Origin of the sequence: Caulobacter sp. X, from assembly GCF_002742635.1 — a bacterium.
Classification (GTDB): Bacteria; Pseudomonadota; Alphaproteobacteria; order Caulobacterales; family Caulobacteraceae; genus Caulobacter.
This window is the reverse complement of record NZ_PEGF01000002.1, coordinates 511,286-537,772: the sequence shown is the minus strand read 5'-3', so window position 1 is coordinate 537,772 and position 26,487 is coordinate 511,286. Positions and strand designations below refer to the sequence as shown.

The following is a 26,487-nucleotide window of genomic DNA, read 5'->3' as shown; positions in this document are numbered from 1 at the left end:
TCCCTATCTAGCGGGCAGTCGTTAGGGAGACGCCGATGGTCAGCACGTCGGACGAAGGAATCCTGGCCGAGTACATGGTCAGCTACTGGTCGATGAAGCACGAAAAGGTCGACCGCCCCACCAAGCTGTTGGAGACCCTGCACATCGTCGAGCGATATCGCGCGGGCGACAGCTTGCAGGAGGCGCGCTCGGCCTACGACCACGCGATCTGGAACGGCGTGCCAGTCACGGAGATGGACCGCCGCCTGGCCGATCTGGACCAGTTCATGCGCGACCTGGTCCGCGAGCGCGCGGCCCAGTGGGGCCAGCCGCACTAGGGCTTGCCCACGCGCTGCGGTCCGCGCCACTCTCCGGCGAGGAGATCAGCATGACCTTGCGAACAGGCGGCTGCCGCTGCGGCGAAATTCGTTATGAGCTCTCGGCCGCGCCGATGTTCCACGTGGCCTGCCATTGCCGAGACTGCCAATACGTGGCTGGCGGCTCGCCAAACCTGACGATGGTGTTTCCCGCCGACTCCTTGAGCGTGATCCGGGGCGAGCCTCGCGTTTACAAGGCGCGCGAAACCAGCGGCGGCAGCTATTTCTGCGGAACCTGCGGTGTCCACGTCTTCTCGCGGCCGGACAAGAACCGCGACATGGTGGCGGTCAAGGTGGGCGGCTTGGACGACGCCGCCGACTTCAAGGTGCAGGCCGACATGTGGATGGCCAGCGCGCCGCCTTGGCATCGCCCCCACGACGGCGCGATGCAGTTCGAGCAAAACCCGCCAGCTTAGGCCGCCTCGACCGCCTTCGCGCCAAATAGGCCGCTGACGATCAATCGCGTCACGGCCTCGACGTCGAGCCCCACGCAGACCTCGGCGTTCGGCGCGCCGTCGATGCGTTCGACGCGACCCAGGCGCGCCCCGTCGACCGCCACGCGAACCCGCGCCGGCTCGAACGTGAAAAACTCCGGCGCGATCAGGCTGGCGGCGGCCACGGCGTCGTGCGGCCGACAGCCCTCGCCGCCCCAGACGCCCTTGTGGAAGGCGATGTAAGGCCCAGCCGCCTTGGTCAGCCGCGCCGACAACGGCGAGCCGCAGCAGTCGGCGCCGCGCGCCAGGTCAGCGGCGGTCACCTCGACCTGATGGCTAGCGTCCAAAGGCATCAGCCGCGGCATGACGCCGGACTCCAGGGTGCGCTGCAGGGCTTCCGGATCGCTCCAGCTGTTGAAGTCGGCGCCGCCCGCCGCCTTGCCCTCGACCTCGAAGGCGCCGGCCATGACCGTCGGCCGCCAGTCGCGAAAGGCGGCGGGATCCTCCAGCAGGCCCTTGGCGAGGTTGGTCAGCGGCCCGAGGAACAGGCCCGCGACCTTTCGACGGGCGGCGAAGGCCAGGAAGTTCGCCGAATGGCCGCGCTCCAGCTCCGGCAGCTTCCAGCGTTGCGAGAAGCCGGCCCCGTTCAGGCCGTCCACGCCATGGGCCGGCCGCATCCGCTCGACCCGCCGCTTGGCCAGGCCCGAGCCGGCGCCGATATAGACCTCGGCCCCGCAACCGGCGAGGCGCAGCACGCCGCGCGCATTGGCGGCCGCCTGGTCGACATAGGTGTTGCCGAACACCGCCGAGACCGAGACCACCTCGACCGCCTGACGGGCGCGCGCCAGCAGCGCCAGCGCCAGCGCGTCGTCCACGCCGCAATCGGTGTCGATGTGTACCCGCAGGACCATCCCGCCACTGTAGCCGGGCAGGATCACGGGGAGAAGACGACGCGGCGGCTCAATCCTTGCGCGGCAGGATGTCGAACTCGACGACGCGCGGATCGGACCGCAGGCGATGAGCCACCTCGCGCAGGCGCAGCGCGCCCTTGCCGGAGAAGGCGCCGGCCAGCTCGAACACCGCGCCGCCGTCGCGCAGCCTGTGATTCAGCTTCTGGCCCTTGAGGTCGTACTCGGCCATCAGGCTGCGCAGCTCCTCTTCGTCCAGCGGCGTCTCGCGGCGCGAGCGGACGCTGATCTCGGCATAGTTCTTCTGCGGCAGGCCGTGGTCCAGCCATCGCGCGGCGCTCAGGGTGGCCACCGCCAGCACCGTGCCGAGGATCGCCAGCTCGTAGAGGCCTACGCCGAACAGAGTCCCGATCGCCGAAGTTATCCACAGGGAGGCGGCGGTGGTGAGGCCATGCACCGACACGCCCTGCTGGAAGATCACCCCGCCGCACAGGAAGCCGACGCCGGTCAGCACGCCGTGGGCCATGCGGACAGGGTCGATGCGCAGGACGTCGGACGGGGTGTCGCTCATCCACCGCACCTGATGGACGGCGGCCAACATCAGCAGGGCCGAGGCGAGGCTGACCAGAATGTGGGTGCGCAGGCCCGCCGGCCGGGCGCGGTACTCACGCTCGAACCCAATGACGCCGCCGGCGACCAGCGCGCCGAGGATGGGCAGGAAGTCTGCGGGGGACAGCCAGGCCATGAGGGCTGTAACGGCTCATGGCGTTTCGTGATCCCTCTCCCCCTTGCGGGAGAGGGGGCCCCGAAGGGCCGGGTGAGGGGTCGCTGGAACGGAAAACGCCGCGACGGCGGTCGAGCCAGTCGCGGCGTTCAGGATATTCAACCCCTCATCCGTCGCCGTTGGCGACACCCCGGGTCGAGCCCGGGGCAGGCTCTTCTCCCGCAAGGGGAGAAGCGAGACCTCACCCCAGCTTGGCCAGGTCTTCCTCGCTGATGTCTTCGTTCGAGTAGACGGCCTGGACGTCGTCGTCCTCGTCCAGCATGTCGAGCAGCTTCATCAGGGTGGCGACGCTGTCGCCGGTGACCGGCACCTGCATCTTCGGACGCCAGGCGATCTTGGTGTTGGCCGCCGCGCCGAACTTGGCTTCCAGGGCCGCGGCCACTTCGTTCAGGTCCTCGAAGGCGGTGTAGATCGTGTGGCCTTCGCCTTCCTCTTCCATGTCCGAGATGACGTCGTCGGCGCCGGCCTCGATGGCGGCTTCCATCATCTCGTCTTCCGAGGCGGTCTTGGCCGGATAGCTGATCTGGCCGACGCGGTCGAAGTTGAAGGTCACCGAGCCGGTGGCGCCCATGTTGCCGCCCATCTTGGTGAAGTAGGAGCGGACGTTGGCGGCGGCGCGGTTCTTGTTGTCGGTCATCACCTCGACGATGATCCCGACGCCGCCGGCGGCCACGCCCTCGTAGCGGATTTCGGTGTAGTCGGCCGCGTCGCCCATCTGCGACTTCTTGATCGCGCGATCGATGACGTCCTTGGGCAGGCTCTCGGCCTTGGCGTTGTTCACGGCCAGGCGCAGGCGCGGGTTCATGGCCGGATCGGGCAGACCCGACTTGGCCGCGACGGTGATTTCCCGCGACAGCTTGGAGAACAGCTTGGACCGCGCGGCGTCGGCGCGACCCTTGCGGTGCATGATGTTCTTGAATTTCGAGTGGCCGGCCATTCGGAGGCTCTGTCTCTGGTCTGAAAATGGAGTGTGGGCGCGCTTCTAACGCCCGGGAGCGGGTTTTGTCACCCCCACCGCCGGGCTTGCCTCCCGATGCGCGCCGATATAGTTAGGCAATCACTTAAGTGTAGAGGAGCGACCGCCATGAGCCTGACGCTGCACGCCCACCCGCTGTCCTCCTTCTGCTGGAAGGCGCTGATCGGCCTCTACGAGAACGACACGCCCTTCGAGAACGCGATGGTTGACCTGGGCGACCCCGCCAAGCGCGAGGCGTTTCGCAAGCTGTCGCCGATGGGCAAGATGCCCGCGCTGCGTGACGAGGCGCGGGGCGAGACCGTCAACGAGACCAGCGTCATCCTCGACTACCTGGACCTTCACTATCCCGGCCCCGTTCGGTTCACGCCGATCGATCCGGACGAGGCCTGGCGCATGCGCTTCTGGGACCGCTTCTTCGACCACTATGTCCACCATCCGATGCAGCGGATCGTCGCCGATCGACTGCGTCCCAAGGAGGCCAAGGACGGCTTCGGAGTCGACGAGGCCTACGCTCAGATGTCCACGGCCTGCGACCACCTAGAGAGCGCGCTGGCCGACGGCCGGACGTGGATATGCGACGACTTCGGCCTCGCCGACTGCGCGGCCATGCCGGCGCTGTTCTACGCGAACAAGGTCCAGGCTCTGGCCGAGCGCTGGCCGCTATGCCTGGCCTATCTGGAGCGGCTGAAGGCCCGGCCCGCGGTCCAGCGCGTGCTGTCCGAGGCCGAGCCGTTCTTCCACTACTTTCCCGAAGCTTAGGCGACTTCCAGATCGACTTGGACGTTGCCGCGCGTGGCCTTCGAGTAGGGGCAGACCTCGTGGGCGGCGCGCAGCAGCTTCTCGGCCGTTTCACGGTCCAGTTCGGGCGCGCTCAGCTTCAGGCGCACGCCGACGTGGAAGCTGGTCTCGTCCTTGATCAGGTCGACCTCGGCGTCCAGGCTGTGCTCGCCCAGCTTGACGCCCTGGTTGCGAGCGACAAGACCCAGGGCGCCTAGGAAACAGGCGCTGTAGCCGGCGGCGAACAACTGCTCGGGGTTCGTGCCATTGCCGTCGCCGCCCATCGACTTCGGATAGGCCAGCTTGACGTCCAGATGGCCGTCATCGGACTTGGCCGTTCCATTGCGGCCACCGACGGCGTGGGCGTGGGCGGTGTAGATGGCGTCGGTCATGGGGAGCTCCTGTAGAGGGGGAGCCGCATCTGAGACCGCTATCGTGACAGCCGCAAGCTGAGCCTCGGATCAAACCGCCGGAATGTGAGGGCTCAGCCGCCCGCCCACCCGGATCGGCTCCACCCGCGTCGCCAGGCCGGTGCGGTCGTCCGTCTCGACGAAGACGCCGCAGACCGTGGCCGGGCCGCTGGCCGGCTGGTAGCGGCCGCCGCTGATCTTAGTGGTGAACCGCCGCAGCGGCTCTTCCTTCTGGTTGCCGATCACGCTGTCATAGTCGGCGCAGGCGCCCGCGTCGGTCTGGTAGGCGGTGCCGCCCGGCAGGACCTGGCAGTCGGCTGTCGGCACGTGGGTGTGGGTGCCCACCACCAGAGAGGCGCGGCCGTCGCAATAGTGGCCCATGGCCATCTTCTCGGACGTCGCCTCGCAGTGCATGTCGACGATCACCGCGTCGGCCACCTGGCCCAGCGGCGCCTTGTCCAGCTCGCGGTCGGCGGCGGCGAACGGATCGTCCATGGCGTCCATGTGCACCCGGCCCAGCAGGTTGACGACGAAGATCGTCTTGCCCGAGTCCGTCTGGAAGAGGTGGCTGCCCCGGCCCGGCGCGTCCGACAGGATCGGATAGTTGGCGGGACGGATCAGGCGCGGCTCGCGCACGATATAGGTCAGGGCCTCGCGCTGGTCCCAGCTGTGGTTGCCCAGGGTCAGGCAGTCGGCGCCGGCCTCGAACAGCTCGCGCGCGGTGTTCTCGGTGATGCCGAAACCCGCGGCCGCGTTCTCGGCGTTGATGATGACGAACTCCAGGCCGAGACGGCGGCGAAGGTCGGGCAGATGGTCGGCCAGGCCGTCCCGGCCCGACTTGCCGACGACATCGCCGAAAAAGGCGAAACGCATCGAGAGTCCCAAGAAACTGTATGGATCGAGCCCCTGGGGGGCTCAGGCTTTGACCGCGATATACTCTTTTTCGGTGAGAATGGCGTCCAACCTTTGATCATGCGACTCGTGCGGCAAATTCTCCGCCTGCTGACCGCTGTAGGCGACGCCCAGCACGACGACCGGCTTGCGGGCCCGCAAACTCGCCAGCGCCCGGTCGTAATAGCCCCCGCCCTGCCCCAGCCGCACGCCGTCGCGCTGGAAGGCCAGCAGCGGCGTGATGACCAGATCGGGCTCCACGACGGGGTTCTTGGCGCTGGGGGCCCGCAGGCCGATCGTGTCGTGGACCAGGTGCTCGCCGGGCGTCCAAGCGCGGAACACCATGCGATGCGCGTCGGGATCGATCACCGCCGGCAGGGCCAGGCTCCAGCCGGCCTCGCGCAGATGATCGCCCAACAGAAGCGGAGAAAGCTCCGAGCCCAGGCCGTGATAGAGCGCCGCGACCTTGCCAACGGGATCGGGGAAGAGGCGCGCCAAGGGCTCACGCCCCACCTCGGCGATCATCCAGTCGGCCTGAGGATGCTCGCGGGCCAGCTGCTTGCGCTGGTTGCGCAGGAAGACGCGCAGGGCCGTCTTGGCCGCGACGGGGTCGGCGATGGTCATGCGCCGCTTATAGAAGGAAAAGGGTGGCGGCGCCGCGAAGAACCGTGGGCGACAGTTTCAATCCACTCGGACCTGGCATGCCAGGTGGGCGCCGTATTTCCGCAGCCACGGCCACGGAAAGGCACAGCTCCCAAGAGAGTCGATTAAGGTCCCCGGGATGTGAAGTCCCCGACGCGAACCGCAGCAAGACCCGCCGGGGACATAGATAGGCGCTCGCCCCTGGAAACGCCAGCGGCGCCGTGACGCGGGGTCCTCAAAGCCCGAGAGCGGTCTTCAGGAACGCGTCGGCCTTACCCAGCATCTGGGTCCGCGCCGCGTCGTCGGCCAGCTGGTGATCCAGCCCCTTGAACTCGATCAGCTCGACCGACCGTCCCGCCGACTTCAGCTTGCGCTCCATCAGCCGGGACTCGCCGATCCCGACATTGGCGTCGAGGTCGCCGTGGAACAGCAACACGGGCGCCTTGATGGCCGTGGCGTTCTGGGCCGGCGAGCCTTCGGTCACGTGCGGTCCCTTGCCGATGAAGGCGCTGACCTGCGGGTAGTCGACGAAGTCCAGATGCTCGGACCGCAACGTCTCCAGGTCCGTCACGGGGGCGATCGCGACCACGGCCTTGAACAGGTCCGGATCCAGGACGGCCGACTGCAGGGCCGCGTAGCCGCCATAGGACCAGCCGACGATGGCCAGCTTGCCGGGCTTGGCGATGCCTTGCGCCTGCAGCCAGCGACCGCCGTCATTGACGTCGCCGATCGCCGTGCGCCAGGACTGGAAACCGTTCTTCTGGAACCAGTCCGCGCCATAGCCGGCCGAGCCGCGATAGTTGGGCTGCAGCACCGCATAGCCCTGATGGGCGAAGAACTGCGCCAGCCAGTCGAAGCCCCATTCGTCGCGCGCGCTGGGCCCACCGTGCGGCATGACGATGGCCGGCAGGTTCTTGCCGTCGCTCCCCGCCGGCAGGGTCAGATAGGCCGGGATCTGGGTCCCGTCCGCCGCCGGATAGGTGACGGCCTTTACCGTCGCCAGCTTGAACGACAGCAACTGCGGACGCGCGGGGATCAGCTCCTCCATGCGCCGCGTCTTCTTGTCGAACAGGTAGTAGATGCCCGGATCGCTGTCGCTGCCGGCGAACAGCAGCAGCTTGGACTCGTCGACCGAAGCGTCGACGAAGGTGACGAGCCGCCCCGGCAGGGCCTTGCCCAGCGCCGTCCCCAGCTTGCGCAGCTCCGGATCGAAGAATTCGGTCTCGCGCCGGTCGGTGACGAAGGACGCCCCGACCACGCGCTGCTGCCGGCCGATGCGCACGACGCCCGCCACGTCCACGTCGGGCCGCGCCAGCACCAGCTCGCGCTTCAGGGTGTCGTCCAGCGCCACCTTGAATAGCGCCCGCCGCCCGTCCTGGCCGTCGAAGCCGTAGACGACGTTCAGCTGCGGATCGACCGCATAGGGATCGAAGCCGCTATAGCCGTTGGAGCCGACCGTCAGCTGGCCCAGCGGCCGCCAGTCCCGCTTGTCCGCGGCGCGGTAGTAGTACTGGATGGTGTCGCTGGCGTAGCCCGTGGAGCGCTTGGGCCGAACGCCCATGATCCGCACGACGCCGCGACCATCGCCGATATATTCCACGGCGTTCGGGTTGGGTCGCTCGACCGGCTGACGGGCCAGGGTGACGGTGTCGACGCGGTCCACGCCAAGCCCGTCCTCCTCATTGGCCAGGTGGGTGCCCGTGCTCCGTTCGGGAACATAGTCGCGGGTCATCAGCACGCCGCCGGGCGCATAGTCGGTGGCCCAGTCGATGATCGCGCCGCCGTTCTGCGACATTCGTAAGGAACGCTCATTGGTCTGGGCGCTGAGGACCTTCAGCGGACCGCCGTCGCTGTTGATCGCGATCAGCCGGGTGAAGCCCAGCCGCCCCTGCTCGCCCTTGAGCACCACATAGATCTGGCAGACGAGCCGCGTCTCGGTGGACCAGTTGCACCGGGTCAGGCGCTCGGGATCGCCGCTGGACGCCAGGATCGCGCGCGGCTCCTTGGCGCCGGTCAGGTCCAGGATCACCAGCTGGTAGCCCCGACCCGCCGAGGGCGTGACCATCGCGGCCTGCTTGCCGTCCGGCGACAGGCTGATCTGGTGGACATATTCCCGCACGCCAAAAGCCGCGGCCGGGGCTACGTCGGCCGCCAGCGCGAGATCGCCGAACGCCCAGCCGCCAAGGCACAGGCCCGCCAGCGCAAACGCCACGCTCAGTTTCATTGGATACCTCATCCCCCAACTCAGGGAGACGATAGGCGAAGCCTCGCGCGGAACACAACCTTAGCCATCAGGGAAGCTGACAGCTACTCCGCCGCGAGCTTCTCGATCTTCTCGGCGGCGGCGTCGAGGGCGCGGATGGCGGCGATCTCGGCCTTGGTGCCTTCTTGCTGCATGCGGGCGATCTCGCTCTGGGCGTGGGCCAGGCGCAGCTTCATGTCCGACAGCTCGTCGGCCAGCAGCAGGGCGCCCATCAGGAAGAGCCGCGTCTCGCCCAGTTGGCCGACATCGGCGCTGACCTGGCGGACCTGGCGGTCGAACAGGCGGGCCAGCTCGGTCAGGTGCGGCTCCTGCCCGTCCTCGCAGCCCACGATATAGGGCCGGCCGTTCACCTGGATCGTCACCTGGGCCATGGGTCAGGCCTCCTCGGAGTCTTCGAACAGGTCATCGTCGTCGTTCGGCGCGTGCAGGTCGTTGGCGACGCCCTCCTCGCCCAGGGCGGCGCGGATCTCGGCGATGGCGCGGCCCAGCGCGACCGAGGCCTGCTCGCCGGCCTCCTCCAGCGCCTTCTCGCGCTCGCGGGCGGCTTCCAGGTCGGCGACCAGCTGGGCCTTCTCGTCCTCCTCGAACAGGCCAGGCGCGGCGGCGCTTCCGCCGCCAGCGGCGGCGGCCGCGGCGAGGGCGCGCTTGGTCTCGGCGGCCTTGGCCGCCAGGCGGTGCTCGAGCTGGCTCACCGCGCGCTCCAGACGGCGCACGGCAAGGTCGAGGGCCGTACCGTCGGCCGGGATCATCGGCGGATTTCCATCATGCGACGCAACATACAGATCGATGCCCTCTAAGCCAGCCGCGCGGGGCGACAATTGGGCGACGCAAATGCCCATAGCAGCATTCGCCGCCTTTTGTCCGCGCTCCATGCGGGCGAAAGCTTGTTTCGTTGGGGATGGGCCAAGCTCCGGGCAAGGCCCGATTTTGGCGCCGCGAGCTCCAAATCACGGCCTCCCGGGCTTGACTTCGCGCCCCCAGCCCGCAAAACGCGCAGCGAAAATAGGGAACGCCGATCGATCCCGCTCGGCGGCCAAACAGGAGAAAGACCCATGGCTGTTCGCGTCGCCATCAACGGCTTCGGCCGCATCGGACGTCTGGTCCTGCGCTCCATCGCCGAGCATGGCCGTCGCGACATCGAGGTCGTCGCCATCAACGACCTGGGCCCGGTCGAGACCAACGCCCACCTGCTGCGCTACGACAGCGTCCACGGCCGCTTCCCGGGCGTCGTCACCTCGGGTGAGGACTGGATCGACGTCGGCATGGGCAAGATCAAGGTCACGGCCATCCGCAATCCGGAAGAGCTGCCGCACAAGGACCTGGGCGTCGACATCGCCTTCGAGTGCACCGGCATCTTCACCGCCAAGGACAAGGCCAGCGCCCACCTGAAGGCCGGTGCCAAGCGCGTCCTGGTCTCGGCTCCCGCCGACGGCGCCGACAAGACCATCGTCTACAAGGTCAACCACGAGACCCTGACCGCCGACGACATCGTCGTCTCGAACGGCTCGTGCACCACCAACGCCCTGGCCCCGGTCGCCAAGGTCCTGCACGACCTGTTCGGCATCGAGCGTGGCTACATGACCACGATCCACAGCTACACCGGCGACCAGCCGACGCTGGACACCATGCACAAGGACCTCTACCGCGCCCGCGCCGCGGCCCTGAGCATGATCCCGACCTCGACCGGCGCCGCCAAGGCCCTGGGCCTGGTCCTGCCCGAACTGAAGGGCAAGCTGGACGGCAGCTCGATCCGCGTCCCGACCCCGAACGTCTCGGTCATCGACCTGAAGGTCGTCGCCGCCCGCGAAACCTCGATCGACGAGATCAACAAAGCCCTGCAGGCCGCCGCCGACGGTCCGATGAAGGGCGTCCTGGCCACGACGACCGACCCGCTGGTCTCGACCGACCTGAACCACATCGCCGCCAGCTCGACGGCCGCCCTGCCCCAGACGCAAGTCATCGAAGGCAAGCTGGCCCGCGTGCTGTCGTGGTACGACAACGAGTGGGGCTTCGCGACGCGCATGAGCGACACCGCTCTCGAAATGGCGAAGTTCCTGTAATGAAAAGACTCGCCTCTCTCGTCACGGCGGGATTGGCGATAGGCCTGGCTATGGTTTCCACTACCGCGAGCGCGGAGGAAGCCATAGCTGGCCTGAAGCTCGGGGCTCCGCGCGAAGATGTACGGCGGGCATTTGGCTTCCAAGTGTCCGTCGCGCGTATTTCAGACGGCTGGGGCGACGAGATAATGTTCGAGCCACATGGCTTCCAAGTCCAACTCTGCGATGGCCGCGCTGTGTCGATCACGGAGCATCTTCCTGGGGGTGTCCACGAGTTCGCCAGGCTCGCCAAGAACGAGACTGCAGCTCGCGGCCCAGCTCAATTAAATCCCCTCAACGGCGTCTCGGCGCAGGGTGAGACCAGCACGGTAGCTGCGGAATGGCCTGTGGCGAACGGCTTGTTCCGCCTCACCCTAAGCAGCGATCCCACGGGACAGTTGAGTATTTCCAGGCAACTTCACTGGAACAAAACTTGCGGCAAAAGCCCGAAAGAGTGACGAACCAATGACCTTCCGCACCCTCGACACCGCCGATCTCGCCGGCAAGCGCGCCCTGGTCCGCGTGGACTTCAACGTGCCCGTCGACGGCGGCAAGATCACGGACGACACCCGCCTGCGCGCGGCGCTGCCGACCATCGCCTACCTGTCCAAGCAAGGCGCCAAGGTGGTGCTGCTGGCCCACTTCGATCGGCCCAAGGGCAAGGTCGTGCCGGAGATGAGCCTGGCCTTCGTCGCCGAGCCGCTCTCCAAGCTGCTGGAACAGCCGGTCGCCTTCGCCAGCGACTGCGTCGGCCCCGCCGCCGCTGAAGTGGTGAACGGTCTCGCCAACGGCGGCGTCGCGCTGCTGGAGAATGTCCGCTTCCATGCCGGCGAAGAGAAGAACGATCCGGAGTTCGCCAAGGCCCTGGCCGCCAACGGCGACGTCTATGTCAACGACGCCTTCAGCGCCGCCCACCGCGCCCACGCCTCGACGGAAGGGCTCGCCCGCCTGCTGCCGGCCTATCCGGGCCTGTCGATGCAGCGCGAACTGGAAGCCCTGGACGCCGCGCTCGGCAAGCCCAAGAAGCCGGTCATCGGCATCGTCGGCGGCTCCAAGGTCTCGACCAAGCTGGACCTGCTGCGCAACCTGGTGACCAAGCTCGACTACCTGGCCATCGGCGGCGGCATGGCCAACACCTTCCTCTACGCGGCCAAGATCGATGTCGGCGCCTCGCTGTGCGAGACCGACATGGCCGAGACCGCCCGCCAGATCATCGACCTGGCCGGAAGCGCGGGCTGCAAGATCCTGCTGCCAACCGACGTCGTGGTCGCCCAGGAGGTCAAGCCGGGTGTCGCCTCCAGCGTTCGCAACGTCTACGAAGTCCAGCCCGACGACCGCATCCTCGACGCCGGTCCCGAGACCGTCGCCACGCTCAACGCCACGATCGACCAGTGCGAGACCCTGATCTGGAACGGCCCGTTGGGCGTTTTCGAGGTGCCTCCGTTCGACAAGGCGACCGTTTCGGCGGCGAAACATGTCTCGGAACGGGCCAAATCGGGTAAACTCGTGGCCGTGGCCGGCGGCGGTGATACGGTGGCGGCTCTGAACCACGCCGGTGTCGCGGCCGACATGACGTTCGTCTCGACCGCCGGCGGCGCGTTCCTGGAATGGATGGAGGGCAAGACCCTTCCGGGCGTCGCCGCGCTCGAGGCCTAAAAGAGTAACTTCGCTGGCGCGGATCGTGCAGATCCGCGTTCAGCCTGTGCCAGACTGAATTACGAAGCGCGTCAGGCGAACGTGTGTGCGGTTTTTCACCGCCCTGTCGCGCTTTAGACTGAAGAGAGACCGGGCAGAGAACGCACAAGCGTCACGGCCCCAACAACAAGAAACGATCCACCCACTTCACGCTTGCAGGAGAGACTTACGTGGCTCGCATCACGTTGCGACAGTTGCTGGACCATGCCGCCGAGCATGAGTACGCGCTTCCGGCCTTCAACATCAACAACATGGAACAAGGCCTGGCAATCATGGAGGCGGCCGACGCCGTCAACTCGCCGGTCATCATCCAGGCCTCGCGCGGAGCGCGCAGCTACGCCAGCGACATCGTGCTGGCCCGCCTGATCGACGGCCTCGTCGAGCTCTATCCGCACATCCCGGTCTGCATGCACCAGGACCACGGCAACGGCCCGGCGACCTGCGCCACGGCGATCCAGTACGGCTTCACCTCGGTGATGATGGACGGCTCGCTGATGGAGGACGCCAAGACCCCCGCCAGCTACGAGTACAATGTCGACGTCACCCGTCGCGTGGTCCAGATGGCCCACAGCTGCGGCGTCTCGGTCGAGGGCGAACTGGGCGTGCTGGGCTCGCTGGAGACCGGCATGGGCGAGGCCGAGGACGGCCACGGCTTCGAGGGCAAGCTGTCGCACGACGAGCTGCTGACCGATCCGGACCAGGCGGTCGAGTTCGTCCACGCCACCGGCGTCGACGCCCTGGCCATCGCCATGGGCACCAGCCACGGCGCCTACAAGTTCACGCGCAAGCCGGACGGCGACGTCCTGGCGATGAACGTGATCGAAGAGATTCACCAGCGCCTGCCCAACACCCACCTGGTGATGCACGGCTCCAGCTCGGTGCCGCAGGAGCTGCAGGACATCATCAACCAGTACGGCGGCGAGATGCCGCAGACCTGGGGCGTGCCGGTCGAAGAGATTCAGCGCGGCATCAAGCACGGCGTGCGCAAGATCAACGTTGACACCGACAACCGCCTGGCCATCACCGGCGCGATCCGCAAGGTGCTGATGGAAAAGCCCGCGGAGTTCGATCCGCGCGCCTATCTGAAGCCGGCCAAGGAAGCCATGCGCAAGGTCTGCGAAGCCCGCTTCACCGAGTTCGGCTCGGCCGGCTGGGCCGACAAGATCAAGCCGATGTCGACCGCCGCCATGGCCAAGCGCTACGCCTCGGGCGAACTGCACGCCAAGTTCGGCGACCGCCAGACCAAGGCCGCCGCCGAGTAAGGCGAGGCTGATTGTCGAGATGAAGGGCCTTCCGGAGCGATCCGGGAGGCCTTTTCCTTGCGCTCTACCAGCGCAGGACCCACCGCCCGACGACCGCGCCGATCACGGCCGGTAGCAGGACGCCCAGGCTGTACCAGAGCGCCACGAAGGTGAAGGTGTTCTCCGGGCAGTGCAGGCCATAGACCGTGGCCGCCACGCCGCCGGCGAACAGGCCCGTGGCGAAGCCGGCGGCGACGGGCCGCGTCGGGGCCATGCCACGCACGGCGACGAGGCCCAGCGCCAGCATGGGCAGGCCCAGGATCAGGATGTTGAGGCTGCACGAGTGCCACGAGTGGCCGCGCAGCATGTGCAGGGCCGCCTGGATGTCGGGGCTATGCATCGCCTGGACGACCCCGGCGACCGCGAACAGCGCCAGGGCCGCGCCGCCCAGCAGCCAGCCGCGCCGACCGCCGCCCGCCGGCCGAGATAGCCGCTCGATCGCCAGATAGCCGGCCAGTCCCAGCGCGGCGGTGTAGAGCGCCTTCATCCAGAACATGCCGCCCTGCATCGCCTGCATCAGGTCGTGACGCGGATGCAGCCAAGCGAGCACGAGCACGAGCGCCGTCAGGGCGCCGGCGGCCGCGACCGCCGCGAGACGGCGCGGCGGCGGACGGATCGGCGCGCCGTCGGCGGCCAAGGCCTCGATCAGGTCCTCAGTCCGCATGGCGCATCCTCTGGGCCAGGACCTTCAGCGCCCGGTGCAGGGCGACCTTGGCCGCGCCTTCGGAAATGCCGGCCCGCGCCCCGGCCTCGGCCAGGGACAGGCCCGTCAGCTTGACGTCGGAGACCAGGATGCGCTGCTTTTCGGGCAGGCTGGCGAGAGCCCGGTCCAGCTCGATCCCGACCGAGGGTTCGGGCTCTTCGGCGGCCAGGAATTCGATGTGGTCCTCGATCGGCAGGGTCTGGCGGATCTTCCGCCGGCGCCAGTGGTCGATCAGCTTGTAGCGCGCCACCGCGTGCGCCCAGGCGGTGAACGACTGGGACGGGTCCCACGTCGACCGCTTCAGATGCACCGCCAGCAGCGTCTCCTGCACAAGATCCTCCACATCGCCGGACGCGCCGGCCATCCGACGCGCGAAATAGGCGCGAAGCCGGGTCCCGAGCAGGGCCAGGCAAACGCGATAGGCGGCGGAGTCACCCTCCAGCCCGCGCAGCATCAGCGCCTTCAAGCGAGTCTCGGTCTCCGTCACGCTCACCCCTATTCGCGCGCGAGTCACCAATGGTTACACACCCGTCGCCGCCGCCGGAACCTGCCCCGGAAGATCGGTCGAAAATTTGTTCGCCGACCGGTGTAACCTCGAATGGTTCCGCTTCGTACTTCCCCACGACCGAGCGGTGATAGAGCCGCCTCGGCGCGAAACGCTTAGGAGAACTCCCATGAACCGCACCGCTTCCGCGGCCCTCGCCGCCATCATCGCTCTGAGCGCCGGCGTCTCGATGGCCGCCGCCGACGACCATAAGGCCAAGAACGACAGCGAAAAGTGCTACGGCGTGGCCAAGGCCGGCCAGAACGACTGCAAGGCGGGCGCGGGCACCTCGTGCGCCGGCACCTCCAAGGTCGACTACCAGGGCGACGCCTGGAAGCACGTGCCGAAGGGCACCTGCGTCACGATGAAGACCCCCAAGGGCATGGGTTCGCTGACGCCGAAGGCCTAAGCCCCGCCAACCCGCCGCCGGCGTTCGCAGGTCCCGCGCCTCCCCCCACATCGCGCGGACCTACAGCGACCTCGTCGGCGGCGGGCCCCTCTCCCCACAGCAGCGCTCGTGCCTCCCATGATCACCGCCGGCCTTGGCCTGAAACCCGAGCACTATGCCGACGCCCTGGCGGCGACGGCGAGCGGCCTGTGGTTCGAGGTCCATCCAGAGAACTACATGTCGGCTGGCGGCCCGAGGCTCGCGGCGCTGGAGGCGATCCGGCAGCGCCGGCCGCTCTCTCTGCACGGCGTGGGCCTGTCGTTGGCCGCCGACGCCGACCCGGACCGGGATCACTTGGCCGCCCTGAAGCGCCTGGTCGACCGGTTCGAACCGTTCGTCGTCTCCGAGCACCTGGCCTGGTCGACCCATCGGGGAACGCACCAACCCGACCTGCTGCCCTTTCCCCGCACGAACGCGGCGCTGGCGCGCATCGCCGACAATATCGACCAGATGCAGGAGGCCCTGGGTCGCCGCGTGCTGATCGAGAACCCGTCCCTTTATTTGCCGCTGACGGGCCACGACCTCGACGAGGTCGACTTCCTGAAGGCCCTGGTCGCACGCACCGGCTGCGGCCTGCTGGTCGATGTCAACAACGTCTTCGTCAGCGCCAGCAATCTCGGCTACGGCGCCGAAGCCTATCTCGACGCCCTGCCGGCCGAGGCGATCGGCGAGATCCATCTGGCGGGGCACGGCCCCGACGAAGGCGGCTCGGGCCTGCTGATCGACACCCACGGCGCGCCGGTGGCCGAGACCGTCTGGACCCTCTACCGTCGCCTGATCCGCCGCATTGGCCCGCGCCCGACGCTCATTGAGCGTGATGACGACATCCCGGCTTTCGCCACGCTGATGGCCGAGCGCGACCGCGCCGCCGCCGAGCTCTCCGCCCTGGAGAGGGTCGATGCCTGAGCTGCTCGATTTCCAGGACGCGTTCGTCGCCGCGATCGGCGGCCAGCGCGCGGCCCTGTCGCCGTGGCTGGACGAGGGAGAACACCCCGGCCTCTCGGTCTATCGCAACACGATCGCCAAGGGCTGCGTCGACGCCCTGGCCGCCAACTTTCCGACCGTCCAGGCGATGGTCGGCGAGGACTGGTTTCGCGCCGCCGCCGCGCTGTTCGCCCGCGAGGCGCCGCCGACCACCGCCGCTTTGCTGAACTACGGCGAGGGCTTCCCGGCCTGGCTGGAGCGCTTCCCGCCAGCCGCCGATCTGCCCTACCTCGCGGGCATCGCCCACCTCGATCGCCTGTGGACCGAGGCGCTGTTCGCCGCCGAGGCGCCGCCTCTGCAAGCCGACGCGCTGTCTCGCCTCGCGCCGGAAGTCCTGGCCGAGACGCGCCTGCCGCTTCACCCCAGCGTCCGCTTCGCCGCCTTCGACGCCGGCCTGCCCAGCCTGTGGCGCGCGGCCCGCGACGGCGTGGAGGACCTCGAGCTTGCCGAGACGCCCGAGACCCTGCTGCTGGTCCGCCAGGGTCAGGCCGTCGCCAGCCGCGTCGTCGGCGCCGCCGAGACCGCTTTCCTGAGCGCCTGCCGCGACGGCCTTTCGGCGGGCGAGGCCGCTCAAGCCGCCGCGACCGCCGATCCCGACACCCCGTTCGCTCCGCTTTTCGCCGCCCTGATCGCCGACGGCGTCTTCGCCGGCTCACCCTAGAGGACCATCCCGATGACCGACTTTTCGACGGCGCTGCGCGCGCCGATGACCCTGCTCGCCCGCACCGCTGAAAAGCTGCTGCCCGAGGACCTGCTGCTACTGGTCGCCCGTCTGGGGATCGCCAGCGTCTTCTTCCTGTCGGGCCGCACCAAGGTGGACGGCATCCTGCACATCACGGACGGGACCTACGACCTGTTCGAGAGCGAGTACCACGTGCCGCTGCTGCCGCCCGACATCGCGGCCCACGCGGCGACCTATTCGGAACACCTGTTCTCGATCCTGCTGGTGCTGGGCCTCTTTACCCGTTTCTCGGCCTTGGCCTTCCTGGGCATGACGGCGGTGATCGAGATCTTCGTCTATCCCGACGCCTGGCCGACCCACCTGTCCTGGGCGGGCCTGCTGCTGCCGCTGATCGCGCGCGGCGGCGGTCGGTTCGGACTGGATCGGCTGCTGAAGATCCCTTGAGCCCCTGGGGCTAGTGGATCGTCGGCGCGCGGGGCACGGGCTTGCGCCACAGCTGCGAGCTCAGGGCGTTGGCCAGGCCGACCCAGCCGAGGTCGGGCGCCGTGCCGCCGCCGACCTTGCGCGCCTCGATCGCATAGGCCGCCGACGCCGCCAGCGACGCGGTCGCGGCGCTTAGCTGACCGCCCAGGCGCTTGGCGCCCAGGCCCAGCCACAGGGCGTTGAAGCCCTGCACCAGGCTCCAGATCGTCAAGGCGCGGGTGCGGGCCGGGCTGGACGGCGCGTTCCAGGTGCGCAGGCCAGACAGCGTCATGGCGATGAACAGCGGCGGCAACAGCAGGCTGGTCAGGGGCTTGGGCTGGTGGGCCACCGGCTCGTGCATCTCGGCGAACTCGACGGCGTACATCTCGTCGTCCAGCACCTTCTCGTGCCGCCGGCCCATGACCAGCGCCGCGATGATGGCGCCGCTGGCGAGCGCCGCGCCAACGGCGATCTGGCCGACCGGATGGAAGTCCTTCCGTTGCTCCAGCTCGAACGCCTCGCGGCCGGCCAGAGCGCGCTCGCGCGACTTTCCGTGGGCGATGTGCATGGCGGAACTCCCTGTTGAACTCGAAGGTCAAACAGCCCAGTTGAAGCCTTGGTTCCAGGGCGACCGGGCTCGCCTCATCATGGCGCGATCCTGACGATGCGCCACCCGAAAATGGCGCGTCGGCGGCCTCGGACAGCCGCCTCGAAAAGCGTGGCCGCCCCCTGCGTCAATTCGCCGCAGACTCGGGCCGCTGATAGGAAAAACCTTGCGCCAAAAACGGTTGCGCATGCGCAAAGCACCCCATTCTGAGTAGGCAGCTTGAGCGATTAAGGCGCGGTTCACGCCTGCTATGGCGTTTCTAGACCTCTGTTTGGGGGGAGTGGGCGTTATGCGTCTCAAGTTGTCCGGAGCCATGAGCCTGTTTGGCGCGGCCTTGGCCGTGGGCCTGGTGCTGTTGACCGCGGGCTCGTGGAACGCGATCGCCAACCAGCGCGTCGGCGGACCGCTGTACCGCGAGATCGTCGCCGGCAAGGACCTGACCGCCGACATCCTGCCGCCGCCGATGTACGTGATCGAGGCCTATCTCGACGCCCAGACCGCCTATTTCACTCGCACGCCGGACTCCGCCCGCTGGGCCGCCGGCGAGATCAAGCGCCTGCGCGGCGAATACGAGGCGCGCACCAGCTTTTGGCGCACGACGGACGTCGATCCGCAGGTGAAGCAGATCCTGCTCGTCGACTCCGACACCCATGCCAAGGCGATGCTGGGCGCCGCCGACCGACTGGTCGCCGCCGTCGAGGCCGGCGATCAGGCGACGGCCGACGCGGCCTATGCCGAGCTGAAGACCACCTATGCGGCCCACCGCGCCCAGGTCGACAAGGCCACGCCGGTCATCGCGGCCGATAACGCCGCCATCGAGGCCTTTGCGCATCGCAAGCAGTTTTGGGACCTGGGCCTCATGGCTGGGCTCACGCTGCTGTTGGGCGCGCTGATCTTCGGCGGCATCTGGGCCATGCGCCGCGCCGTCGTGCGTCCGATCGAAGCCATCACCGCCTACATGGCCAAGCTGGCCAAGGGCGACTACGACAGCGAGGTCCCCTTCGCCAAGCGCTCGGACGAGCTGGGCGAAATGGCCAAGTCCATCGCCGTCTTCCGTGAGGCCGCGCTCGAACGTCGGGCGATGCGCGACCGCGAGGACCAGGCCCGCCTGGACGCCGAGCACAATCGCGCCGCGGCCGAAGCCGAGCGACGCGCCGCCGAGGAAGCCCGCCGCGAGGCCATGGACGGCCTGGCCCAGGGCCTCGCGCGCCTTGCCGGCGGCCACATTGGCGTGCGCCTGAACAAGGCCTTCCACGCCGATTACGAGCGCCTGCGTCACGACTTCAACGCCACCGCCGAGACCCTGAACGCCACGCTCGGCGACATCGGGACCTCCTCGCGCGGCGTCCATGTCGGCGCGGCCGAGATCGCCCAGGCCGCCGACGACCTGTCGCGCCGGACCGAACAGCAGGCCGCCAGCCTGGAAGAGACCGCGGCGGCCCTCAACGAAATCACCGGCGCCGTGCGTCAAGCCGCCGACAGCGCCGGCCGCGCCAACGGCATGGTCGACGCCGCTCGCGAGGAGGCCCGCGCGACCGAGGTGTCGGTGCGCGACGCCGTCATCGCCGTGCGCGAGATCGAGACCGCCTCGTCCCAGATCGGCCAGATCATCGGGGTGATCGACGAGATCGCCTTCCAGACCAACCTCTTGGCCCTGAACGCCGGCGTTGAGGCCGCTCGCGCCGGCGAGAGCGGCAAGGGCTTCGCCGTGGTCGCGCAGGAAGTCCGGGCCCTGGCCCAGCGCTCGGCCGAGGCCGCCAAGGAGATCAAGGTCCTGATCGGCGCCGCCACCGACAAGGTGGAGGTCGGCGTCACCCTGGTCGACCGCACCGGCACGGCCCTGGGCAGCATCATCCAGCGCGTCAGCGACATCTCCGAGCTGGTCGCCGAGATCGCCACCGCCGCGAAGGAGCAGGCCACGAGTCTCGGCCAGCTCAACAGCGCCGTGAACCAGATGGACCAGATGACCCAGCAGAACGCGGCCATGGTCGAGCAGACCACCGCCGCCGCGCATTCGCTGAAGGGCGAAGCCTCGCGCCTGGGCGAACTGGTCGAGAAGTTCGACGATCAGCCCGAGCAGCGCGCGGCCGCCTGACGCTTCGCCTCGACAGGGGCCTCGGATACGGTGGCGGGCATGACGCTCGCCATCCGCCCCGCCCTGGAGACCGAGATCGACGCGATCCGTGATCTGGAGCGCGCGTCCTCGCGACGCTTCCTGGGCGTGATGGACGCCCTGGCCGCCGACGATCCCACGCCCGCGAGCGTGCTGGCCGACCGCATCGCGGCGGGTGGCCTTCTGGCGGCGCTGATGGACGGGACGCTCGCGGCCTTCGTGATGTTTCGCCCGCTGGAGGACAGCCTTTATATCGAGCAGATCGACGTGGCGCCCACGTTCGAGGGTCGGCGCATAGGCGCGGCCCTGATCGACGCCGTGGCGGAACGCGCGGCGAGCGCGGGACTGGCGCGCCTGACGCTCTCGACGTTTCGCGACGTGCCGTGGAACGCCCCGTACTATCGGCGTCTGGGCTTCGTGGATATCGCCGACGTCGCGCTCTCGGACGCCTTGCTCGCGGTTCGCCGGGAGCACGAGGCGCGCGGTCTCGACGAGCGCGCGCGCCTGTTCATGCGGCGGCCGGTCTAGGCGCGGCTACGACGACGGCAGCTCGCCCATGGCCGACTGCAGGTAGTTGGCTTCGCCCAGCGACTTGACCAGCGACAGCTGGGTCTCGAGGAAGTCGATATGCTCCTCGGTGTCGCTGAGGATCTCGCGCAGCAGCTCGCGGCTGACATAGTCGCGGGCCTGCTCGCACTGGACGATGCCGGGGATCAGGGTCTCGCGACCGCCCAGCTCGACCTGCAGGTCGGCGTTCAGGCATTCGGGGACCGTCTCGCCGATCTTCAGCTTGTGCAGATCCTGGAGGTTCGGAAGCCCTTCCAGGAACAGGATGCGGTTGATCAGCATGTCGGCGTGCTTCATCTCGCCGATCGACTCGTCATAGGTGATCTTGCCGAGGCGCTTGAAGCCCCAGTTGTCGTACATCCGCGCGTGCAAGAAGTACTGGTTGACCGCCGTCAGCTCGTTGGTGAGCACCGCGTTGAGCAGTCGGATGATGCCGGGATCGCCCTGCATGGCGGCCTCCTAGGATTCGTCTTCGGGCGAACCTGAAGCAGGCCGGAAGCGGCTTCAACAGGATTGTCTGCGACTGTCTCGCGGTCTCACGAAAAGTCGTGGATGCGTCGCCTATTCGGCGGCGTAAGCCAGGGCCTCGCGGCTTTCCTGGATCATCTGGCGCATCTCGCACACGCATTTGGCGCACTGCGCCTGGCAGCCGTGATGACGGAAGATCTCCACCGGGCGCTGGGCGCCGGCGTCGATCGCGGCGCGCACTTGGCGCTCGCGGATGCCGTTACAATTGCAGACGTACAAGGAAGAACGCCCTACCGAATGAGTTTCATTCTCATCTAGCTTAACGCGGGGCGTTTTGCAACTGACTCGCATTGCGACGAATGATCCTCCCCCGCGATGCGGGGGAGGTGGCCCAGAGGGCCGGAGGGGGCTAGCTGGTCCTAGACAGCACTTGCCCCCTCAGTCGCTCCGCGACAGCTCCCCCGCATCGCGGGGGAGCATCTACTCTCGCGAGCCGATTTAGCCTAAAGCCAGCGCATGACGCTCGACTGCCGCCTCTATCTGATCACCCCGCCCGCCCTGCCCGACCTGGCCGCGTTCGGCCGGACGCTGGCCCAGGCCCTGGAAGGCGGCGACGTCGCCGCGCTGCAGATCCGACTGAAGGACGCGCCGGACGACGTCGTGGCCGCCGCCGTCGACGCCCTGGCGCCGATCGCCCAGGCGCGCGACGTGGCCGTGATCCTAAACGATCGCCCCGACCTGGCCGCCCGCCTCGCCGTCGACGGCGTCCACATCGGCCAGTCGGACATGCCCTACAAGGACGCCCGCAAGCTGATGGGCCAGCGGATGATCGGGGTCACCTGCCACGACAGTCGCCACCTGGCGATGGAGGCTTCCGAGGCCGGCGCGGACTATGTCGCCTTCGGCGCCTTCTTCCCGACCACGACCAAGGACGCCCCGACCACCGCCGATCCCGAGATCCTGACCATCTGGCAGGAGACGATGGAGACGCCGTGCGTCGCCATCGGCGGGATCACCGCCGCCAACGCCGCCGGCCTGGCGACGGCGGGTGCGGACTTCCTGGCGGTCTCGGCCGGGGTCTGGGCCCATCCGGAAGGCCCGGCGGTCGCCGTCGACGCCCTGAACGCCGCCATCGCCGAAGGCCTGACGGCGCGCGCCGAGGCCCGTAAGTAAAACGAGGTTCCCGCGCAGCCTTGTGACGCGCCGCACACAGGCCTAGCGTCCTTTCCAGCGAACAAAACCTGGGGAGGGCGCTCGACATGAAGCGGCTCGTAGTGTGTTTGCTTAGCTTACCGGTCCTGGCCGTCTCGACGGCCGCCATCGCCGAGACCTGGAAACTGGCGCCAGGGGAAACCAAGACCTATTACGACGCGGACTTCTCCCGCGTGGACCAGTCCACCGGACTGATCGTCACCCGCATCGCCGAGGGCAAGGCCAACGGCCCCTATAAGAACTGGCCCGCCTCGAAGGGACCTATCCTGCTGTTCGCGCTGGACTGCGCGGCCGACAAGTGGATGGACCTGGGCATGGATTTCGACGGGACCAAGGGCCTGCCCAAGGGCTGGCGCAAGGAGGCCAAGATCGAGGACATCTCCGGCGCGGTGGGCAAGTCCGGCAAGCTCCTGTGCGAGACCAAGGACAGTCTGCCGAAGGTGGAATTGCCCTGAGCGCTTCCATTTGAGGGAACGGGCGCGCCATTAACCCCACCAGAATCGGCGCGCCTTGCCTTCGCGCCTGTGGACGACTAGGTTCCGCGCCCGTTCTTTCACACCGTCGACCTACCGCTCCGCCGCCGGACTTTCCGGCGGGCGTCGACGGCTTCATTGAGGATAGCCGCCCGTGCCCACGCCTTCCGCCCTCCTGAACGTCATGATCGACGCGGCCCGGAAGGCCGCCCGGGGCCTGGCCCGCGACTTCGGCGAAGTCACCGAACTGCAGGTCTCCAAGAAGGGCGCGGCCGACTTCGTCTCCAACGCCGACCTGAAGGCCGAGCAGACCCTGTTCGAGATCCTGACCAAGGCCCGTCCTGGCTACGGCTTCCTGGGCGAAGAGCGCGGCATGATCGAGGGCACCGACAAGACCCACACCTGGATCGTCGACCCGCTGGACGGCACCACCAACTTCCTGCACGCCATCCCGCACTTCGCGGTCAACATCGCCCTGCAGCGCGAGGGTGAAGGCATCGTCGCCGGCGTGACCTACAATCCGATCAGCAACGACCTGTTCTGGGTCGAAAAGGGCAAGGGCGCGTTCCTGGGCGCCGAGAAGCGCCTGCGCGTCGCCGCCCGCCGTCACCTGGACGAGAGCGTCCTCGCCACGGGCGTGCCCTTCGCCGGCAAGCCGGGCCACGCCCAGTTCCTGAAGGAGCTGCACCAGGTCAGCCAGAAGGTCGCCGGCGTCCGCCGCTTCGGCTCGGCCGCCCTGGACCTAGCCTGGGTCGCCGCCGGCCGCTTCGACGCCTACTGGGAGCGCAACCTCAATCCGTGGGACGTGGCGGCCGGCATCCTGATGATCCAGGAGTCGGGCGGCAAGATCACCACCATCGACGAAAGCGACCTGGACCTCGTGTCCGGCAAGTCGCTGCTGGCCTCGAACCAGGACCTGCACCCGCAGATCCTGGAGCGTCTGCGGGCGGCTTAAGAGTCCTCGTTAGCGCCCCCTCCGTCACGTCGCGTGTCCGCGCCGCGCCACCTCCCCCGCTCCGCGAGGGAGGAGGAAGCATCATCCTCCCTCGTGCAACGGGGGAGGTGGATCGCTGCGGCTACGCAGCGAGACGGAGGGGGCGCTAAACAGCCCACTCCCCCCTAGCCAAACCGTCACATCCGCGCGCTAAATCGCGCGCCATGACCTTGCTGACCCGTCGCGCCCTGACCACCGCCGCCCTCGCCGGCACGTTCCTCCCGGGCCTTTCTCGCGCCCAGAGCCGCAAGCCGATCGTCATCGGCCACCGCGGCTGCAGCGGCGAGCGGCCCGAGCACACGGCCCTGGCCTATCAGCGCGCCATCGAGCAGGGCGCCGACTTCATCGAGCCGGACCTCGTCCCGACCAAGGACGGCCATCTGGTCGCGCGCCACGAGAACGAGATCGGCGGCACGACCGACGTCGGCGGCCGCCCTGAGTTCGCGGCGCGCAAGACGACCAAGACCATCGACGGCGAACAGGTCACCGGCTGGTTCACGGAAGACTTCACCCTGGCCGAGCTGAAGACCCTGCGCGCCCGCGAGCGCCTGCCGCAGTTGCGCCCGGCCAGCGCCGCCTTCGACGGCCGGGCCCACATCCTGACCTTCGAGGAGGTCGTGGCCATCGCCCACGCCGGCAGCCGCCTTACCGGCCGGACGATCGGCGTCTATCCCGAGCTGAAGCACCCGACCTATTTCGCCTCGATCGGCCTGCCGACCGAGGACCGCCTGGTCGCCAAGCTCAAGACCCTCGATCTGAATTCGGCCAAGGCGCCGGTGTTCGTGCAGTGCTTCGAGGTCGGCGCGCTGAAGCGCCTGCGGGCCAAGACCCCCGCGCGCTTGGTCTTCCTGGTCGCCGGCGAAGGCGGCCCGGCCGATCTGCCGAACGTCAAGTACGCCGACCTGGTGACCGCCCAGGGCCTGAAGGAGGTGGCGATCTACGCCGACGGCCTGGGCCCGGAGAAGACCATGGTCGTCCCGCAGAGCGCCGACGCCCTGTTGCCGGCCACGGACCTCGTCAAGAACGCCCACGCCGCCGGCTTGGTGGTCCATCCCTGGACGGTGCGGGCCGAGAACTACTTCCTGCCCGCGACCTTGCGGCAAGGCGACCCGAAGGATCCGGCCTTCCTGGCCCAGCACGGCGACGCCACCGCGGTCCTGAAGGCCCTGTACGCCGCCGGCGTGGACGGCGTATTCAGCGACTTCCCCGCCCTGGCCGTCGCCGCGCGGGGCTAAGGCCGCTCTTGCCCAAAGGCCGCGGACCGGTGCAGCGTGCCGGCCTCCGACCGCTTGGGTGAGTTCCATGAAGTTCCGTCACGCCGCCGCTCCGCTAGCGGCCACCGTCGCCCTGTCGCTTGGCGTTCCGGCCCTGGCCTCGCCCGGTTCCGACCTGCTGGACCGCGTGGCCGTCGACTTCGTGCGCCTGACCCTTGAGGCCGGCGAACGCGAGCCCGGCTATGTCGACGCCTATTACGGCCCGCGCGAGTATCTGAACGCGGCCAAACTGGCCCCGCGCCCCGTCTCGGTCCTGCGCAAGGAAGCCGACCGGCTGCAAGGCTTGCTGACCAAGGTCTCCGACAAGGACCTGACGCCCGACCAGCGCCGCCGCAAGCTGTTCCTGAAGGGCCAGGTCAAGGCCGCCCAGACGCGGCTGGCGATGATCGCGGGCGACAAGTTCAGCTTCCAGGACGAGGCCCAGGGCCTGTTCGGCGTGCGGCCCGCGATCAAGCCGCTGAAGACCTACGACCCGATCCTGGCGCGGATCGACAGGCTGGTCCCCGGCAAGGGCGACCTGGCCGCCCGGGTCGACGCTTTCCAGGCCGCCTATGTGATCCCGACCGACCGGCTGGAGCCGGTGATGAAGGCCGGTATCGCCGCCTGCAAGGCCAAGACCGAGGAACACATCAAGCTGCCGGCCGGCGAGCGCTTTGACCTGTCGTTCGTCACCAAGAAGCCCTGGAGCGGTTACAACTGGTACCAGGGCGGCGCCCACAGCCTGATCGAGATCAACACCGACCTGCCGATCTATATCAGCCGCGCCTTGGACCTGGGGTGCCACGAGGGCTATCCCGGCCACCACGTGCTGAACGCCCTGCTGGAAGAGAAGCTGACCAAGGAAAAAGGCTGGGTCGAGTTCAGCGTCTATCCGCTGTTCTCGCCGCAGTCGCTGATCGCCGAGGGCAGCGCCAACTACGGCATCGCCCTGGCCTTCCCAGGCAAGGCCAAGACCGAGTTCGAGCGCGACAAGCTCTATCCGCTGGCCGGCCTGGATCCCAAGACGGCCGCGGCCTACGGCGCGCTGATGGACGCCAAGGCGGCCCTGGCCCGGAGCGAGATCACCATCGCGGCGGCCTATCTGGACGGCAAGATGAAGAAGCCCGAGGCGATCAAGGCTCTCGCCAAGTACGGCCTGACCTCGACGGCCCGCGCCGAGAAGCGCCTGTCCTTCATCGAGACCTATCGCGCCTACATCATCAACTACAGCCTGGGCCAGGACTTGGTCCGCGCCCATGTCGAGCGGGCCGGCAAGACCGAGGCCGCGCGCTGGGCGGCGATGGAGCGCGTGATCAGCGAGCCGACGACGCCGGCTGATCTGGCGAAGTAACGAGACCCCCTCGCCCTTGCGGGGAGGGGCAGGGGTGGGGGTGTCGGCGCCAAGCCCGGCCGACACGGAACTCACACCCCCATCCCCAACCCC

Annotated in this window: 32 protein-coding genes and 1 other RNA gene; 18 read left to right on the top strand and 15 right to left on the bottom strand. The window is 68.3% G+C overall.

The window, feature by feature from the left end; translation table 11 throughout:
• Window positions 1-35: 35 nt before the first annotated feature.
• Window positions 36-317: a hypothetical protein gene (locus CSW60_RS14840; RefSeq protein WP_099538104.1), complete on the top strand. Its 282-nt coding sequence runs from the start codon at window positions 36-38 to the stop codon at window positions 315-317.
• A 50-nt stretch (window positions 318-367) separates the two neighbouring features.
• Window positions 368-772, top strand: a complete 405-nt coding sequence (locus CSW60_RS14835) for a GFA family protein (protein WP_099538103.1) — start codon at window positions 368-370, stop codon at window positions 770-772.
• On the opposite strand, the gene CSW60_RS14830 is transcribed toward CSW60_RS14835, so the two are convergent.
• From CSW60_RS14830 to CSW60_RS14820, 3 genes are all read right to left on the bottom strand, one after another.
• Window positions 769-1,701 (bottom strand): nucleoside hydrolase, encoded by a 933-nt coding sequence (locus CSW60_RS14830; protein ID WP_099539141.1) that lies wholly within the window; start codon window positions 1,699-1,701, stop codon window positions 769-771. The genes CSW60_RS14835 and CSW60_RS14830 overlap by 4 nt on opposite strands.
• A gap of 49 nt (window positions 1,702-1,750) precedes the next feature.
• Window positions 1,751-2,443 (bottom strand): MgtC/SapB family protein, encoded by a 693-nt coding sequence (locus CSW60_RS14825; protein WP_099538102.1) that lies wholly within the window; start codon window positions 2,441-2,443, stop codon window positions 1,751-1,753.
• A 220-nt stretch (window positions 2,444-2,663) separates the two neighbouring features.
• Window positions 2,664-3,419, bottom strand: a complete 756-nt coding sequence (locus tag CSW60_RS14820) for a YebC/PmpR family DNA-binding transcriptional regulator (protein ID WP_099538101.1) — start codon at window positions 3,417-3,419, stop codon at window positions 2,664-2,666.
• 147 nt (window positions 3,420-3,566) lie between these two features.
• Here CSW60_RS14820 and CSW60_RS14815 point away from each other — a divergent pair, with 147 nt between their 5' ends.
• Entirely contained in the window at window positions 3,567-4,217 is a 651-nt protein-coding gene (locus tag CSW60_RS14815; protein ID WP_099538100.1) for a glutathione S-transferase family protein, read from the top strand.
• On the opposite strand, the gene CSW60_RS14810 is transcribed toward CSW60_RS14815, so the two are convergent.
• From CSW60_RS14810 to CSW60_RS14780, 7 genes are all read right to left on the bottom strand, one after another.
• Window positions 4,214-4,627: an organic hydroperoxide resistance protein gene (locus CSW60_RS14810; protein ID WP_099538099.1), complete on the bottom strand. Its 414-nt coding sequence runs from the start codon at window positions 4,625-4,627 to the stop codon at window positions 4,214-4,216. The two genes, CSW60_RS14815 and CSW60_RS14810, sit on opposite strands and share 4 nt — an antisense overlap.
• Before the next feature lie 69 nt (window positions 4,628-4,696).
• On the bottom strand, window positions 4,697-5,530 hold the full coding sequence (locus CSW60_RS14805; RefSeq protein WP_099538098.1) for a TIGR00282 family metallophosphoesterase: 834 nt from the start codon (window positions 5,528-5,530) through the stop codon (window positions 4,697-4,699).
• Window positions 5,531-5,560: 30 nt separating this feature from the next.
• Window positions 5,561-6,160, bottom strand: a complete 600-nt coding sequence (locus CSW60_RS14800) for a 5-formyltetrahydrofolate cyclo-ligase (RefSeq protein WP_099538097.1) — start codon at window positions 6,158-6,160, stop codon at window positions 5,561-5,563.
• A 25-nt stretch (window positions 6,161-6,185) separates the two neighbouring features.
• Window positions 6,186-6,350: non-coding RNA, 6S RNA (gene ssrS, locus CSW60_RS14795), on the bottom strand.
• 63 nt (window positions 6,351-6,413) lie between these two features.
• Window positions 6,414-8,402, bottom strand: coding sequence for a S9 family peptidase (locus CSW60_RS14790; protein ID WP_236634291.1), 1,989 nt, complete (start codon window positions 8,400-8,402; stop codon window positions 6,414-6,416).
• Window positions 8,403-8,485: 83 nt separating this feature from the next.
• Window positions 8,486-8,812, bottom strand: coding sequence for a cell division protein ZapA (locus CSW60_RS14785; protein ID WP_066686679.1), 327 nt, complete (start codon window positions 8,810-8,812; stop codon window positions 8,486-8,488).
• A gap of 3 nt (window positions 8,813-8,815) precedes the next feature.
• Window positions 8,816-9,190 carry a hypothetical protein gene (locus CSW60_RS14780; protein ID WP_099538095.1) on the bottom strand — a complete coding sequence of 125 codons (375 nt, stop codon included), beginning with the start codon at window positions 9,188-9,190 and terminating at the stop codon, window positions 8,816-8,818.
• 303 nt (window positions 9,191-9,493) lie between these two features.
• On the opposite strand from CSW60_RS14780, the gene gap reads away from it, so the two are divergent.
• The 4 genes from gap (at window position 9,494) to fba (ending at window position 13,494) form a co-directional block, all read left to right on the top strand.
• Window positions 9,494-10,501, top strand: coding sequence for a type I glyceraldehyde-3-phosphate dehydrogenase (gene gap, locus CSW60_RS14775; RefSeq protein WP_066686673.1), 1,008 nt, complete (start codon window positions 9,494-9,496; stop codon window positions 10,499-10,501).
• Window positions 10,501-10,995: a hypothetical protein gene (locus CSW60_RS23195; protein WP_143324192.1), complete on the top strand. Its 495-nt coding sequence runs from the start codon at window positions 10,501-10,503 to the stop codon at window positions 10,993-10,995. The genes gap and CSW60_RS23195 overlap by 1 nt, the downstream gene beginning before the upstream one ends.
• Before the next feature lie 7 nt (window positions 10,996-11,002).
• Complete coding sequence (gene pgk, locus CSW60_RS14770) at window positions 11,003-12,193, top strand: phosphoglycerate kinase (RefSeq protein ID WP_099538094.1); 1,191 nt, start codon at window positions 11,003-11,005, stop codon at window positions 12,191-12,193.
• A 209-nt stretch (window positions 12,194-12,402) separates the two neighbouring features.
• The gene (fba, locus tag CSW60_RS14765) at window positions 12,403-13,494 is read left to right on the top strand and encodes a class II fructose-bisphosphate aldolase (RefSeq protein ID WP_099538093.1); all 1,092 of its coding nucleotides are present in this window, start codon (window positions 12,403-12,405) and stop codon (window positions 13,492-13,494) included.
• A gap of 64 nt (window positions 13,495-13,558) precedes the next feature.
• Here the strand turns inward: fba and nrsF are convergent, their stop codons facing one another.
• Window positions 13,559-14,197 (bottom strand): anti-sigma-F factor NrsF, encoded by a 639-nt coding sequence (gene nrsF / locus CSW60_RS14760; protein ID WP_099538092.1) that lies wholly within the window; start codon window positions 14,195-14,197, stop codon window positions 13,559-13,561.
• Window positions 14,187-14,723, bottom strand: a complete 537-nt coding sequence (locus CSW60_RS14755; protein ID WP_099539140.1) for a sigma-70 family RNA polymerase sigma factor — start codon at window positions 14,721-14,723, stop codon at window positions 14,187-14,189. Before CSW60_RS14755 ends, nrsF begins: the two co-directional genes overlap by 11 nt.
• A 187-nt stretch (window positions 14,724-14,910) precedes the next feature.
• On the opposite strand from CSW60_RS14755, the gene CSW60_RS14750 reads away from it, so the two are divergent.
• The 4 genes from CSW60_RS14750 to CSW60_RS14735 all read left to right on the top strand — a co-directional run bounded on the left by CSW60_RS14750 (window position 14,911) and on the right by CSW60_RS14735 (window position 17,338).
• Window positions 14,911-15,189, top strand: coding sequence for a DUF2282 domain-containing protein (locus CSW60_RS14750; protein ID WP_099538091.1), 279 nt, complete (start codon window positions 14,911-14,913; stop codon window positions 15,187-15,189).
• 117 nt (window positions 15,190-15,306) lie between these two features.
• Window positions 15,307-16,134, top strand: a complete 828-nt coding sequence (locus CSW60_RS14745; protein ID WP_099538090.1) for a DUF692 domain-containing protein — start codon at window positions 15,307-15,309, stop codon at window positions 16,132-16,134.
• A complete protein-coding gene (locus CSW60_RS14740; RefSeq protein ID WP_099538089.1) occupies window positions 16,127-16,873 on the top strand; it encodes a DNA-binding domain-containing protein in 747 nt (248 codons plus the stop codon). The genes CSW60_RS14745 and CSW60_RS14740 overlap by 8 nt, the downstream gene beginning before the upstream one ends.
• 12 nt (window positions 16,874-16,885) lie before the next feature.
• Window positions 16,886-17,338, top strand: coding sequence for a DoxX family protein (locus tag CSW60_RS14735; protein ID WP_099538088.1), 453 nt, complete (start codon window positions 16,886-16,888; stop codon window positions 17,336-17,338).
• Between the two features lie 10 nt (window positions 17,339-17,348).
• Here the strand turns inward: CSW60_RS14735 and CSW60_RS14730 are convergent, their stop codons facing one another.
• Complete coding sequence (locus tag CSW60_RS14730) at window positions 17,349-17,924, bottom strand: tryptophan-rich sensory protein (protein WP_066686660.1); 576 nt, start codon at window positions 17,922-17,924, stop codon at window positions 17,349-17,351.
• A 328-nt stretch (window positions 17,925-18,252) separates the two neighbouring features.
• Here CSW60_RS14730 and CSW60_RS14725 point away from each other — a divergent pair, with 328 nt between their 5' ends.
• Together CSW60_RS14725 and CSW60_RS14720 are read left to right on the top strand one after the other, a co-directional pair.
• Entirely contained in the window at window positions 18,253-20,058 is a 1,806-nt protein-coding gene (locus CSW60_RS14725) for a methyl-accepting chemotaxis protein (protein ID WP_161495652.1), read from the top strand.
• Between the two features lie 39 nt (window positions 20,059-20,097).
• The gene (locus CSW60_RS14720) at window positions 20,098-20,604 is read left to right on the top strand and encodes a GNAT family N-acetyltransferase (protein ID WP_099538086.1); all 507 of its coding nucleotides are present in this window, start codon (window positions 20,098-20,100) and stop codon (window positions 20,602-20,604) included.
• A 6-nt stretch (window positions 20,605-20,610) separates the two neighbouring features.
• On the opposite strand, the gene bfr is transcribed toward CSW60_RS14720, so the two are convergent.
• The gene (bfr, locus tag CSW60_RS14715; protein ID WP_099538085.1) at window positions 20,611-21,093 is read right to left on the bottom strand and encodes a bacterioferritin; all 483 of its coding nucleotides are present in this window, start codon (window positions 21,091-21,093) and stop codon (window positions 20,611-20,613) included.
• A gap of 111 nt (window positions 21,094-21,204) precedes the next feature.
• A complete protein-coding gene (locus tag CSW60_RS14710; RefSeq protein ID WP_099538084.1) occupies window positions 21,205-21,390 on the bottom strand; it encodes a bacterioferritin-associated ferredoxin in 186 nt (61 codons plus the stop codon).
• Between the two features lie 237 nt (window positions 21,391-21,627).
• Between CSW60_RS14710 and thiE the strand changes: the two genes are divergently transcribed.
• The 5 genes from thiE to CSW60_RS14685 all read left to right on the top strand — a co-directional run bounded on the left by thiE (window position 21,628) and on the right by CSW60_RS14685 (window position 26,394).
• The gene (gene thiE, locus CSW60_RS14705; protein WP_099538083.1) at window positions 21,628-22,284 is read left to right on the top strand and encodes a thiamine phosphate synthase; all 657 of its coding nucleotides are present in this window, start codon (window positions 21,628-21,630) and stop codon (window positions 22,282-22,284) included.
• A gap of 86 nt (window positions 22,285-22,370) precedes the next feature.
• On the top strand, window positions 22,371-22,778 hold the full coding sequence (locus CSW60_RS14700; RefSeq protein WP_099538082.1) for a hypothetical protein: 408 nt from the start codon (window positions 22,371-22,373) through the stop codon (window positions 22,776-22,778).
• A gap of 172 nt (window positions 22,779-22,950) precedes the next feature.
• Window positions 22,951-23,751 (top strand): inositol monophosphatase family protein, encoded by an 801-nt coding sequence (locus CSW60_RS14695; RefSeq protein WP_201723067.1) that lies wholly within the window; start codon window positions 22,951-22,953, stop codon window positions 23,749-23,751.
• 203 nt (window positions 23,752-23,954) lie between these two features.
• A complete protein-coding gene (locus CSW60_RS14690; protein WP_099538081.1) occupies window positions 23,955-25,025 on the top strand; it encodes a glycerophosphodiester phosphodiesterase in 1,071 nt (356 codons plus the stop codon).
• A 67-nt stretch (window positions 25,026-25,092) separates the two neighbouring features.
• Window positions 25,093-26,394, top strand: a complete 1,302-nt coding sequence (locus CSW60_RS14685) for a hypothetical protein (protein WP_099538080.1) — start codon at window positions 25,093-25,095, stop codon at window positions 26,392-26,394.
• Window positions 26,395-26,487 lie beyond the last annotated feature (93 nt).